This is a genomic window from Idiomarina sp. UBA4206, from assembly GCF_002383015.1.
Taxonomy (GTDB): Bacteria; Pseudomonadota; Gammaproteobacteria; order Enterobacterales; family Alteromonadaceae; genus Idiomarina; species Idiomarina abyssalis.
On record NZ_DFTS01000019.1, the window covers coordinates 3,981 to 16,957 of the forward strand.

A 12,977-nucleotide genomic window follows, 5' to 3' on the forward strand; every position below is an offset into this window, starting at 1 on the left:
CTCTCCAGCCCCCGAGGCGGATTCTTTGCATGCAGCAGTCGACCATGAATCCCGCACCGACAAATACGCTGCTCGTGATGAATTCCGTAACCCAAAAGAAACTTTAGAGTTTTTTGAGCTAGAGCCGAGTATGACGGTAGTGGAAATTTGGCCAGGTGGTGGTTGGTATACTGAAATATTAGCCCCTTATCTGGCGGATGAAGGACAGCTTTATGCTGCACACTTCCCGGAAGATTCAGGTAGCGATTACTACCAACGGTCACTTGAGAATTTCAAAGAAAAATTAACCACTAATCCGCTCTATGGCAATGTCATTTTGACCGAATTTGCACCGGGTAAAGACACTGACCTGGCACCGGCTCGTAGTGCCGATCGTGTGCTGACGTTCCGCAACCTTCACAACTGGTATATGCAAGAAGGCGAAGAAGGTGTCATTCAGGCATTCCGTCAGTTTCATCAAACGCTGAAACCTAACGGTATGCTAGGTATCGTTGACCATCGCCTGCCCGAGTCAAAAGATGCTGAAGCTTTTAAAGACTCTGGCTATGTAAAAGAAAGCTGGGTAATAGACTTAGCTGAACAAGCCGGTTTCGAGTTTGTGGCTAGTGCCGAGATAAACGCAAACCCAGAAGATACAGCTGATCACCCTAAAGGTGTCTGGACTTTACCTCCAACCCTGACGCTGGGTGAAGAAAACAGAGAAAAATACGAAGCCATTGGTGAAAGCGATCGCTTCACCTTGAAGTTTCGCAAACCCGTTACAGACTAGAGGACAGAACTAACCTTATGAAAGTATTGGTCGTTGGCGGCGGAGGCCGTGAGCACGCTCTGGCGTGGAAAGCAGCACAGTCACAGCAAGTGGAGTGCGTATATGTTGCCCCGGGCAACGCAGGTACAGAGCGTGAGCCAAACCTGACAAATGTGGCCATCAGCGCCGAAGACATTGAAGGTTTGCTTAACTTTGCCAAAAGCGAAGGTGTTGAACTGACCATTGTTGGTCCGGAAGCACCTTTAGTTGCGGGCATTGTTGATCGCTTTAGTGAAGCAGGACTCGCCGCATTTGGCCCCACAGGTAAAGCAGCACAGCTAGAAGGCTCTAAAGCGTTTAGCAAAGACTTTCTGCAGCGCCACAATATACCCACCGCCGACTACCAAAACTTTACAGAGGTTGAGGCAGCCAAAGCCTATGTCGCTGAAAAAGGCGTTCCTATTGTAATAAAGGCAGACGGCCTTGCCGCTGGCAAGGGCGTTATTATAGCTGAAAGTCAGGAGCAGGCGGATGCCGCTATCGACGACATGCTGGCCGGTAACCGTTTCGGCGATGCCGGGCACCGCGTCGTTATAGAAGAATTTTTACGCGGTGAAGAAGCCTCTTTTATTGTGATGGTGGACGGCGAACACGCTGTCCCTTTTGCGTCAAGCCAGGATCATAAAGCACGTGATAACGGCGATAAAGGACCTAACACAGGTGGGATGGGCGCTTATTCGCCGGCTCCGGTAGTGTCACCAAGCATCCATAAATGGGTTATGGAGCACGTTATTAAACCTACAGTCGATGGAATGGCAGCAGAAGGAGCGCCATACAAAGGGTTCCTCTATGCCGGTTTAATGATTGCGGAAGACGGCACTGCCAAAGTTCTGGAGTATAACTGTCGCTTCGGGGATCCTGAAACTCAGCCCATTATGATGCGTTTAAAGTCGGATTTGGTTGAGCTTTGCCAGCAGGCAATTGAAGGCAAGCTTAATCAGGCGCCTATCGACTTTGATGAGCGCGCTGCAGTTGGTGTGGTTATGGCTGCCGGAGGGTATCCTGAAAGTTACAACAAAGGAGATCTCATTCACGGCCTTCCTGAACAAGCTTCTGAAAACCAGAAGGTATTCCACGCGGGAACTAAAATGGATGACGGCAATGTGGTCACAAGTGGTGGCCGGGTTCTCTGTTGTACAGCCCTGGGTAAAACCGTTACTGAGGCTCAACAACTTGCCTACCAGCTGGTTGATAAAATTAACTGGAATGATGCCTATTATCGCACCGATATCGCGCACCGTGCGATAAAACGCGAAAGCTAAATACCCACCTCCTGTCATTACATTGTCATAAAAGCTTATTAAGCTTTTGTCTCTGTTGTGATGGGAGGTTTCATGCCTGGGTGTGATTTAAAAAAAGAGCTATTAACCCTTATTCAGGGGAAGCAACTTTACCCTCTATTTCAACCCGTTATGGACACTGTCCGCGGAGTTGTTATTGGCCATGAAGCGCTTATTCGCGGCCCTAAAGGACACTCTCTCGAATCCCCGGATAACTTATTTTCTCTCGCCAGCAAAGTAAGACTATTATCAGAACTGGAACTAGCATGTCGCTCTGCTGCCATGGAAGCGTTTCAGAAAAACTCTATGCAGGGTAAACTTTTTCTTAATGTGAATCCCAATGTTCTGCAGGATGACTCTCACCCGCATGGATCGACACTGCGTTTGTCCCAGCAATTTGGCATATCACCAGAACAAATTGTCATTGAAATTTCAGAACGCTACCCAATTGAAGATACCGAAAATCTGAAACACGCCATTATTCACTATCAGAAACTTGGCTTTATGATTGCTATTGACGATTTAGGCGCGGGCTATTCTGGGCTCAAGCTCTGGTCGGAATTACATCCTGACTATGTCAAAATCGATCGCTATTTTATTCAGTCTCTTGAAACATCTTCGGTAAAACGAGAATTTGTGCAAAGTATTCTATCGCTGGCCACAAGTTTACGCACGAAAGTGATCGCAGAGGGCATAGAAACCACAGATGAACTTGAGCAATTACAGTCTATGGGTGTTAATTATTGTCAGGGATTCTTGCTCGGAAAGCCGCAACTTTATCCGGTACTGGAGGTCTCTTCTTCGCTGGTCGTTCCTAATCATTCTGTTGCACTAAACTACCAAACAACTATCGCCAGTGTGGTCGATACCATTCACGGCGTATCAGTGGAAACTCGCTCTTCACAAGTGCTCGACACCTTCACACAAGATAAGACGTTATCCTCCTTGCCCGTTATTTATGAGAAAAAGGTTGTCGGAATTATACGAAGAGAAAAGGTTATGGAATTCTTCTCTGGCTCCTACGGTCATGCACTCTACGCCAACAAACCTGTTTCTTACATTATGGATGACCGCCCTCTTTCCGTTGACTGGCAAACATCACTGGAGGAAGTGAGTCAGTTAATTACCGATAATGATGAAGTCGATATCTATCAAAATATTATCGTTACTAAGAGAGGTGTTTACTACGGCGTAGCGTCCATTAAAAATTTATTACGCAGAATAACCGAGCTAAAAGTTAACAACGCCCGCCATGCTAACCCTCTAACTCAATTACCAGGGAACGTGGCTATCAACCAAGTTATAGAGAACCAGCTTTCCCAAGCCTGTTCATTTCACGTGGCCTACTTTGATTTGAACCACTTTAAGCCGTATAACGATATTTATGGTTACGAGCAGGGCGATCAGATTATTAAATGGTTAGCGCAGATACTACAAAAACAATTATTCAGGCATGGTCATTTTATTGGTCACATTGGCGGAGACGACTTTGTCGCTATTTTCAAAGACACCGATAAAAAACAAACCGAAGAGTTATGTCATAAAATTATCAAAGACTTTGAGCAAGGCATTACCCGATTTTATCATCAGGAGCACATTCAGTTGGGGGGAATAAAAGCATTATCCCGTAACGGTAAACCGGCCTTCTACCCATTACTAAGTCTTGCTATTGGTGTGGTTCAACCAGATCCCTCGGAGTGTTTATCACATCACGATGTCGCACTATTAGCCAGCGAAGCAAAAAAAGAAGCAAAACAGTCTGACGGCAGCCACTGCTACATGTGCCACCGTCAAAAACCCAGACGTTTACGCCAGGTTAATCTTCAACAATCAGATCATCTTCAGTATCAGACGCTGAGCTAAATGAGTCATCAGCAAATTTACCGCGCCCGTACATACTGGCGACTTTTGGCCGATGAATACGCGCCTGATATTTTGCCCAGACCTTTTCAACATCCGTTACAGGGGCTTGTTCCCCCCGGCACGCAGCCAGCAACTCAATATCTTCTTGTAAAACAGGTTCAAACTCTCCCGCCAGCATTGCCGTAATGAGGCAGCCGTAATGGGTCAAAGCATCGCTTTCACGAATAGAGAAATCGCCTGAGCGAGAAAAGCCATAAGGGTAGTTGCGGAAATCGTTAAACGGTTTCTTTAACAATACTTCACGGGTCATCTTGGTCATGTGTAAGCCCTTCCTACAGACTAAAACCGAACAAAAAGTCTGTCGTTGTATACGACAAAGACGATATAGAGCGATATCGAACTTTTGTCAACGAAAATTTTTGTAAAATACCTTTTAACAATTCACTAGAGCACCTATAAATTAGCCGTGTGTAATAAATCATGTCATTTTATTTCAAGTTGTTTCGTAAATAAGAAGGAAGGGCACTATGAATAAATTAATGTTAACGACACTAGCCACCGCCACGTTAGGGCTAGTCGCATGCGGAGGCTCTGACAGTGATGACAATAACACCGATACCGCTCAATTCTCTCTGGGCATTAGTGACGCCCCGGTAGACAACGCTGAATCTGTTGTTGCCTGCTTTAACGCGGTTGAACTTACCGGTAACGGTGATGAGCCCAGCACTTTCACCGTCGGCGAGGATATTGAAGCCCCTGAAGAAAATGACCTTTGTACCGACGAAGATGGACAACCCATTGCAAATACCATTGGCATCGACTTGCTAGAGTTTACGGGCAACGACTCGATGGTTTTTCTTGAAAACGCAGAAATTGATGCGGGTCAGTACGGACAGCTAAGACTGGTCATGGCCGAAGGTTCTTACATCATGACAGACACCAACGATGATGGTGAAGCTGAAAAAGTTGCCGTACAAGTCCCTTCAAACGAATTGAAGTTAGACGGCTTTGTTGCCGATGCCGGCGGAAACCTTAACTTTACCGTTGAGTTTGATTTGCGCCACGCCATGACTAACCCGGTCGGCCAGGATCACTACATCCTTAAGCCGCGCGGCGTTCGTCTGGTTGATAACTCTGCTGTTGGTCACCTGAAAGGTACTGTTGCTGAAGGTGCGTTGCTATTTAACGAAACCTGTACCGTAGCACCGGAAAACACAGAAGAACCGGTAGCTTATGTTTATCTCTACGAAGGCAGTGACCTTGATGAAACAACCTTAGCTGATAACGGCGGTTCGGAAGAAAACGAGCCTTATGCCAGCACAGCGGTTTATTTTGACGGGGTAGACACCTACGACTTCTCTATAGGTTTTGTTGCAGCAGGAGACTACACAGCTGCGCTTACCTGTAATGGTGGGGACGATCCGGAAGCCGATGATGACGTGAACTTTTTCTTAACCGAGAACGTCACTATTGAAGAATCTAGCGAGCCACAGGAATTAGAGTTTGTTGGTGCAGCTGAGGAATAAAGGCATTCGATAGTTTTGGCTACAGGGACGTAGCCTTCCTCTTACCAAAAACCAAATGCTGACCCCAGACTTCTGCCACTGAGCAACACCGAAATTAAAAAGATGACTGCAGCCAGCATATTTTGCAAAGCGGAGTTACGGTAATTACCTAACATCGAACTCTGACAAAGCCACCACAGAAATCCGACAATAACTGGCAGTAAAATCCCATTAGCAACCTGAGCAAACCAAATAACCGTTACCGGCTTTATGCCAACGCTTGAAATAACAATACCTATTAGCAAAATCGATAGCCAAACCGTTCTGAAAGCTCTGCTTCGTAAATTAACTGACCAACCCATAATGCCGCATAACGCATAAGCACTGGCTAAAGGCGCCGTTGTCGCCGATGAAATGCCCGCAGCGAATAACCCTATTGCCATTAAGTAAGTAGCCCCGTCGCCAAAAAGTGGACGCAGCGATCCGGCTAAATCGCCTGCACTTTCAATTGTCACTTGCTGGCCAAAGAACGCCGAAGCTGCAGTGGCAACAATAGCCATTGAAATAAGGCCACCAAAAGGTATTGAAAGAAAAAGGTCCCGACGGGCAGCTGAAATATCACCTGGAGATTGCCACTTTTTAGACACACTGGAGGCATGCAGGAAAATATTATACGGAACTACCGTGGTACCAATTAGCGCAACGACAGTGAGTGTCGCTCCGGTAGGCAATGAAAACCCAAAGGTACCTTGAAATACAGCACTCCAGTCTGGGTCTGTTAATAAAAAGGTGCCGATAAAGGCCACGCTCATTAGTAGAACCATTCCAATCAGGGCCTTCTCGATTACCCTGGCGTTACCCGACCAGAGTATCAGTAGTGCAATAATACCAATGACAAGCGCCCAGGCGTTGCTCAACCAAGCATCCAGTATTGGTACCGGCCCAAGTAGCTCACCAGCACCTAAACTGGCTCCGGAAAGGTTTCCGCCCTGATAAACACTATTGCCAATAGCAATAGCGCTAAAAATGAGAATTAATGCCAACCAACGAAGCCAGCCAGAGGTGAGGTTATTACGGATGTTTTCGCCAAGCCCGGCTTGTGTCACCAAACCAATGCGGGCCGACATTTCCTGAAGAATAACGCAGGCAACAATAGAGAACAGTAACGCCCAAAGCAGTGCGTAACCAAAGTTTGCTCCGGCCAGCGAGGCTGTAACAACGGTCCCCGGCCCAATAAATGCCGCGGCGACTAACGCACCGGGTCCAAACTGAGAGAGTTTCAACATAGCCTAGACGGTTCTATTAAGAGATTCAGGACCTTCAATGGTTACCATTGAAATCCAGTTCTTATTCAGAGCTTCGGATAAGTCCGACTCAAGCACAGAGCGAGCCGTGCCGTACTCAACATATAAATCAGTAACACCACAGGCTCTATTACGACCATGGGCTTTACCGGTATACAGTGCCATATCAGCAACCTGCAGAACCTTTTCCCAATCCATTTCATGTTCCGGTATGTCGGCAAACGGCAGGCGAATAAAGCCTATAGTAGTTGTCACAAAAATTTCCTGTCCTTCGTAAGCAATCGGCTCTTTCGCTATCGCTTTCAAAATTCTTTCGCTCATTTCTTCCAGGTCTGCACTGCTTACGTTACGAACAAGAAAGAGAAATTCCTCACCGCCCCAACGGATCAGTTTATCGCTTGCACGACACTCTTTTTGTAAGCGTTGACTGATTTCAATCAATACTTTATCACCGGCCGCGTGCCCATATTTGTCATTAATGCGTTTAAAAAAGTCGATATCAAGCAGAATAAGGCCATCGGAATGGGCCGCCGCTTCGCGTCTCTCACCATGCTGTTTACGCGCTTCCATCTCTTCCTGAAGAGCACGGCGGTTCCACAAGCCAGTAAGAGGGTCTCTACGTGACTGGTCAGCCAACAAGTTATTAGCTTCTTTTAATCTTAAGTTGGCGCGTCGGGCTTTGCGGTACATTAGAAAAACAAATAAAGCAGCGAATACAGCAACAATCCCCAATAACAACCAAATTAGGTTTCTCTGTTCGTTGATTTCCAGTAACTGCTGTTTAAGTTCGTTTTGGCGCTCCAGCAACTCAATCTGCTGCTCTTTATCTTTGCTTTCATAAAGCTGCTGTAAATTAGCCAGGTTCTGCTGTTGATCACTTTGATAGAGCTCTTCCATCAACTCCATCTGCTGTTTTAGAGTCTCGGCCTGTTTTTGATGTTGCCCGGCAAGCTCATAGGCTTCAGCAAGCTCGCCAAGTAACCCTTCAACTTCCGTTTTTATGTCTTCCTCACGATAAAACTCAACCGCTTCGCGCATTTCTTCAAGGCCGGCTTCCGTGTTGCCCTGATGCACATCAATGAAGCCTAAATTGAAATGGATGGTCTGTGCCATCCAGATATCTTCGACTTCTTCGGCCAACTCCAAAGCTTCTCGTAAATGACTTCGGGCTTCTTCCCACTTTTTTTCAGACATGTAGTGGTCACCGTAATTATTTAAAATAACGGGTAGTAAATACTCTCGTTCATCTTTAACTGCCGCTTGGTAAGCTTTTCTTAACGAAACAAGAGAAGCTTCTCGTTCGTCCATTTCCGCTTCAATATAAGATTTGTGCAGGTAAAAATCAGGCAAGTCGTATTCCAGCTCGTTCTGCTTAGCGCTTTGAATTGCTTTATTAATTGTTTTTAACGACCCTTCCCAGTTTTTCAACTCAGACTGAATAATTGCGATTGAGTAGTCCAGATATTGTTGACGGATGGGCGTTCTTTCATTGTTCGTTTCGTTGACGGCATCCTGAGCCAGCAGCAAGTGACGCAAAGCATCATCGTAACGGTTCCAGTCAGCATAGATTCTCGAAATAAGGTTGTGACCGTAATAACGAACCCTTGGCATACGAGAGTTAGAAAGGGGAATCTCAACATCGTTGAGCAGCAAAAACGCTTCGCCGTACTTACCTTCCATTTGAAGTATTTCAACTCGCGTCGCCTGAGCTTCAGCTTTTACATCAGAAATTTCACTGTTTTCAGCAAGAGCCAGCAGTTCATCCAGTTTTTCGAAAGCTAACTCGGTTTCACCCTCGTAGTAATACCAGGACACTTCATAGCTTTTAGCTCTGGCCCGGGTAGCTACGGGCGTTTTCGGCGAAATATCTTCCAGCACATTAAACAAAATAGCTCTGGAGTCTTCCTCTTCACCCAGAGAGTTAAGGTAATCATCCAGCTGCTCCTCCATGGCCATATCGACCGGAACACCGTTAATATTTTCTGTCGAAGGCTGAGCTGAGACGGACCCAAAACTTACCAGCAGAAAAAACGCTGAAGCGGCGAAGCAATAGTTAACCCATTTCTTGTTGTTATTTTTCATGGGAGCGAGTCCGTTCAATGATTAATTAACGACCAAGTTTATCTCAATTTGAATGATTGCACAAAGCTAATCACTGAGGTAAAACAACAGTATGACAACGACAAAGTTAGACTGGTCAAAGATACTTAAGTCAGGGCAAAGAATCTTTATTGGCTCTCACGCTGCGGTGCCAACCGCGCTTATCGATGACCTGATAGAAAACGCAAAAAATCTGCATGATATTGAAATTGTGCAGTTAATGACGCTGTCCGACAATAAGTGGGCCGGTCCGCAGTACCAGCAGTTGTTTAAGGTCAATACCTTTTTTATTGGTGGCGATACCGTAAGAACCGCGGTGAATGAAGGCCGTGCGGATTATACCCCCAGCTTTATTTCCGATATTCCCAACCTGTTTAATAACGGCATTCTGCCATTAGATGCCGCTTTAATTATGGTCAGTCCTGCAGACAAGTACGGCTACCATTCAATGGGGGTTTCAGTCGACGTGGTCGCCGCCGCTGCTAAATCTGCCAAGACCGTTATTGCCCAGGTGAACCCTAATATGCCGGTCACTTACGGACAGTCTTTTCTGCACACGAATCAAATTAATTACTTTTGGGAACATGCAGCACCTCTGCCCGAACTGCCACCACCCAGCCTTGAAGACAGTAAAATCATTGAGCGGATAGGCCAATACATTGCGCTGCTGGTTGATAATGGCTCTACGCTTCAAATTGGTGTCGGTACTATTTGCGCTGCGGCACTGCGTTACTTAAGTAACCATAAGGACTTGGGCATTCACAGCGAGCTTATTACTGACGACGTCATGCATTTAATGCTCAAAGGAGTCATTAATAACCGCAAAAAAACCTTCCACCCGAATAAAATTGTGACCAGCTTCTGCATGGGGTCAAAAGCCCTTTATGACTTTGTTGACCACAACCCACATGTCGGTTTTTATCCCAGTGAATATGTAAATTCACCAGCAAACGTTGCCCGTAATGACAAATTAATAGCAATTAACAGCGCCATTGAAGTGGACCTCACCGGACAAATCGTATCGGACTCTATTGGCCACCAGTTTTACAGCGGTATTGGTGGGCAAGTGGACTTCAGTCGTGGAGCGTCTTTAAGTAAAGGTGGAAAACCCGTTATCGCTCTACCTTCAACAACACAAGACGGTAAAGTATCGCGCATTGTTCCATTCATTCGGGAAGGCGCAGGTGTAGTAACAACGCGCGGGCACGTACACTATGTCGTCACCGAATTTGGCGTCGCTTCATTGCGGGGAAAAAGTATTCGCGAGCGGGCTATGGAGCTAATTCGCGTTGCTCACCCTAAATTCCGTAGCCACCTGTTGCAGGAAGTTCGTAAACATTATTGGGTTCCCCACTATCAGCAACAAACACCAGTTGATGTGCCGGAGTTAGGCGATATTGGCTTTAAAAAGCTCAAAATTAATAACGAATCTTTTGATTTAAGACCGCTTTATCCGTCGGACGAACGTCGGCTGCAGGAGTTCTTTTATTCTCATACGAAAGAAACTCTGCAGCTACGTTACAACGCCGTACCCACAACCATGACCCGGGAAAAATCCTGTACCTTGGTCAGTGTTGACCAGTCGAAAGATCTTGCCTTGTGTATTGTGCATCAAAAAGGCTCTGCGGTTCAGATTCAGGCGGTTGGGCGTTACTACTACATCGAGTCGCAAAATAGTTGCGAGGTCGCTTTTGTGACCCGCGAGAAATACCAGGGCCGCGGCATGGCGGGCAAGCTCTTAGATGAAATGATCCGCATAGCCCGCGAACGTGGCCTGGACAGTATGCAAGCCTACGTATTAGCCGCGAATAAACCCATGTTAAGTGTGTTTGAACGGGGCGGCTTCAAACGCTTGCCCAGTGAAGAGCCGGGTGAAGTCTTGCTCAAACTCGATCTTAAACAAGGCAGTGAGTAAATTATGTCGATAGTCGTATTCAGTCATGATGACTGCCTCAAACACATACCCAACGAGCAGCACCCCGAGTGCCCGGCCCGTATTGAAGCCATTAATGACCAACTCATTCGCTCCGGCCTCGACTTTGTGCTTATACGAAAAGAAGCAACAGAAGCGCCCTGGGAAGCTATTCAGGCGGCGCATTCCCAAGCACATATCGACTTTATTCGTGCGGAAATTCCTGAGTACGACCATGAATGGATAGATCCGGACACCTTAGTGACACCAGGTAGCTTAACCGCTGCCTTGAAAGCAGCCGGAGCAGCGGTTAATGCGGTTGACGATGTCATGACAACACTCAACAAACAGGCTTTTTGTGCCGTCCGGCCACCGGGCCACCACGCTACGCGCTCAAAAGCCATGGGTTTTTGTTTATTCAACAATGTTGCCGTTGCGGCGTACCACGCTATTGAAAAACACGGACTTGAGCGCGTTGCCATTGTCGATTTTGACGTACACCACGGCAACGGTACCGAAGACATTGTTCAGGGTGATGACCGTATCTTGTTTTGCTCGTCATTCCAGCAGGCCTTCTACCCATTTACCGGGGAAGACACTAGCGCCGGTAATGTTCATAACGTGCCGCTACCAGCTGGTTGCAAAGGCGAACAATGGCAACAAGCCGTTTCAGAAAAATGGTTTCATACACTCGACGACTTCCAACCTCAACTGGTGCTTATTTCTGCCGGCTTCGATGGTCACGCAGAAGACGACATGTCTCAATTTCTCCTGAAAGAAGAAGACTACCACTGGATAAGCGTTAAGCTGAAAGAAATTGCCGACAAACACTGTGACGGTCGTATCGTATCTACGCTTGAAGGTGGGTATAATCTCAGCGCGTTAGGCCGCAGTGTTGTTGCGCATTTAAAAGGCTTACTCTAAGCGCACCTCTATTCTTAAAACATTCATAAAAAAAGAGTCGAATATTATGGGATTAGTTCTTAAGCTTGTGGCGGGTATTGTCGCCGGTATTCTTATTGGGTTATACATGCCAGAATGGGTCAGCCAACTTCTGCTGACTTTCAAAACACTGTTCGGTCAGCTGCTGTTCTTCACTATCCCTTTGCTTATTTTATTCTTCATTACCAGCGGTATTGCGAGCTTACCAAGCAACTCCGGAGAAATGCTGGGTAAAACCTTAGGCATTGCTTATGCCTCTACCGTTATTGCAGGTATTGTTGCATTTTTCGCTGCCAGCATTGTCGTTCCCTGGCTGACAACCGACGCTCAGAGTGTTTCGACAGAAGCCAAAGCCACTATCGAACCCTTTATTGAGCTGTCGGTTCCACCGCTAATGGAGGTGATGTCAGCACTGGTTTTAGCCTTTATTTTCGGGTTGGGTATTGCCAGTACCAAAGCAGAAAACCTGAAGAAACTGTCGGATCAAGGCCGGGACATTATTGAGCTACTGCTGGTTAAAGTCATTATTCCTTTACTGCCGCTGTATATTGCCGGCATTTTTGCGGAAATGGCCGTTGCAGGCACGGTGTTTAACACGCTGAAAACCTTTGGAGTTATTCTGATACTCGCTGTCGCCCTGCACTGGGTTTACATTACCTCTATGTACATTATGGCAGGCATAAAAACCGGTCGTTCTCCGCTGTTTTTAATCAAAAACATGCTGCCTGCGTATTTTACGGCACTAGGTACTATGTCCAGCGCCGCCACTATTCCTGTCACCCTGCAAAGCGTACGCAAGAACAAAGTCGATAACGACGTTGCCAACTTTACCGTGCCACTTTGTGCCACCGTTCACTTAGCCGGTTCCACCATTACCATTGTCAGCTGTGCTGTTGCGGTTATGGTGCTGCATAATTCCCTCGCCATTCCCGGGTTCTTTACCATGCTGCCGTTTATTTTAATGTTGGGTATTGTCATGTTAGCTGCACCGGGCGTTCCAGGCGGTGCGGTTATGTCGGCGGTTGGCCTGTTAGGTTCCATGCTGGGTTTCGGCGAAACCGCAGTCGCCTTAATGATAGCCTTGTACATGGCACAGGACAGCTTCGGTACCGCCTGTAACATTACTGGTGATGGTGCTATTGCGATGTTTGTGGACAGCTCGAAGAAGAGTTAGCGAACGAATATTGCAGGCATTGAGTCGCTGGTGCGTATTAAACGAAGTTTAAGCGTACTAGCGATTAAAACTTGGAGCGGGAAACGAGA

At 46.7% G+C, this 12,977-nt stretch carries 10 protein-coding genes; 7 read left to right on the plus strand and 3 right to left on the minus strand.

Annotation, left to right across the window (positions count from 1 at the left end; genetic code table 11):
- From B3180_RS03910 to B3180_RS03920, 3 genes are all read left to right on the plus strand, one after another.
- A partial coding sequence (locus B3180_RS03910; RefSeq protein ID WP_286843172.1) for a class I SAM-dependent methyltransferase occupies positions 1 to 769 on the plus strand: 769 nt, incomplete at its 5' end.
- Positions 770 to 786: 17 nt separating this feature from the next.
- A complete protein-coding gene (gene purD / locus B3180_RS03915; protein ID WP_278355713.1) occupies positions 787 to 2,070 on the plus strand; it encodes a phosphoribosylamine--glycine ligase in 1,284 nt (427 codons plus the stop codon).
- A 72-nt stretch (positions 2,071 to 2,142) separates the two neighbouring features.
- Positions 2,143 to 3,951, plus strand: a complete 1,809-nt coding sequence (locus tag B3180_RS03920; RefSeq protein WP_278358842.1) for a GGDEF domain-containing protein — start codon at positions 2,143 to 2,145, stop codon at positions 3,949 to 3,951.
- Here the strand turns inward: B3180_RS03920 and maoP are convergent.
- A complete protein-coding gene (gene maoP / locus B3180_RS03925) occupies positions 3,905 to 4,270 on the minus strand; it encodes a DUF413 domain-containing protein (RefSeq protein ID WP_222235851.1) in 366 nt (121 codons plus the stop codon). The two genes, B3180_RS03920 and maoP, sit on opposite strands and share 47 nt — an antisense overlap.
- Positions 4,271 to 4,478: 208 nt before the next feature.
- Here maoP and B3180_RS03930 point away from each other — a divergent pair, with 208 nt between their 5' ends.
- Positions 4,479 to 5,477: a DUF4382 domain-containing protein gene (locus B3180_RS03930; protein ID WP_286843177.1), complete on the plus strand. Its 999-nt coding sequence runs from the start codon at positions 4,479 to 4,481 to the stop codon at positions 5,475 to 5,477.
- A gap of 41 nt (positions 5,478 to 5,518) precedes the next feature.
- On the opposite strand, the gene B3180_RS03935 is transcribed toward B3180_RS03930, so the two are convergent.
- Together B3180_RS03935 and B3180_RS03940 are read right to left on the minus strand one after the other, a co-directional pair.
- A complete protein-coding gene (locus tag B3180_RS03935; protein ID WP_199493632.1) occupies positions 5,519 to 6,742 on the minus strand; it encodes an Nramp family divalent metal transporter in 1,224 nt (407 codons plus the stop codon).
- Positions 6,743 to 6,745: 3 nt separating this feature from the next.
- A complete protein-coding gene (locus B3180_RS03940; RefSeq protein WP_278358843.1) occupies positions 6,746 to 8,842 on the minus strand; it encodes a tetratricopeptide repeat-containing diguanylate cyclase in 2,097 nt (698 codons plus the stop codon).
- A gap of 91 nt (positions 8,843 to 8,933) precedes the next feature.
- Between B3180_RS03940 and B3180_RS03945 the strand changes: the two genes are divergently transcribed.
- The 3 genes from B3180_RS03945 to B3180_RS03955 are packed head-to-tail and all read left to right on the plus strand — an operon-like array spanning position 8,934 to position 12,888.
- Positions 8,934 to 10,775 (plus strand): GNAT family N-acetyltransferase, encoded by a 1,842-nt coding sequence (locus B3180_RS03945; protein WP_222235855.1) that lies wholly within the window; start codon positions 8,934 to 8,936, stop codon positions 10,773 to 10,775.
- Positions 10,776 to 10,778: 3 nt separating this feature from the next.
- Positions 10,779 to 11,696 carry a histone deacetylase family protein gene (locus B3180_RS03950; protein WP_278358844.1) on the plus strand — a complete coding sequence of 306 codons (918 nt, stop codon included), beginning with the start codon at positions 10,779 to 10,781 and terminating at the stop codon, positions 11,694 to 11,696.
- A 46-nt stretch (positions 11,697 to 11,742) separates the two neighbouring features.
- A complete protein-coding gene (locus B3180_RS03955) occupies positions 11,743 to 12,888 on the plus strand; it encodes a dicarboxylate/amino acid:cation symporter (protein WP_278358845.1) in 1,146 nt (381 codons plus the stop codon).
- Positions 12,889 to 12,977 lie beyond the last annotated feature (89 nt).

Excerpts from the sequence above, each read along its gene's own strand:
- maoP (WP_222235851.1), bottom strand. The coding sequence starts at position 4,270 with ATGACCAAGATGACCCGTGAAGTATTGTTAAAGAAACCGTTTAACGAT.
- purD (WP_278355713.1), top strand. The coding sequence starts at position 787 with ATGAAAGTATTGGTCGTTGGCGGCGGAGGCCGTGAGCACGCTCTGGCG.
- B3180_RS03955 (WP_278358845.1), top strand. The coding sequence starts at position 11,743 with ATGGGATTAGTTCTTAAGCTTGTGGCGGGTATTGTCGCCGGTATTCTT.
- B3180_RS03930 (WP_286843177.1), top strand. The coding sequence starts at position 4,479 with ATGAATAAATTAATGTTAACGACACTAGCCACCGCCACGTTAGGGCTA.
- B3180_RS03945 (WP_222235855.1), top strand. The coding sequence starts at position 8,934 with ATGACAACGACAAAGTTAGACTGGTCAAAGATACTTAAGTCAGGGCAA.
- B3180_RS03935 (WP_199493632.1), bottom strand. The coding sequence starts at position 6,742 with ATGTTGAAACTCTCTCAGTTTGGACCCGGTGCGTTAGTCGCCGCGGCA.
- B3180_RS03940 (WP_278358843.1), bottom strand. The coding sequence starts at position 8,842 with ATGAAAAATAACAACAAGAAATGGGTTAACTATTGCTTCGCCGCTTCA.
- B3180_RS03920 (WP_278358842.1), top strand. The coding sequence starts at position 2,143 with ATGCCTGGGTGTGATTTAAAAAAAGAGCTATTAACCCTTATTCAGGGG.
- B3180_RS03950 (WP_278358844.1), top strand. The coding sequence starts at position 10,779 with ATGTCGATAGTCGTATTCAGTCATGATGACTGCCTCAAACACATACCC.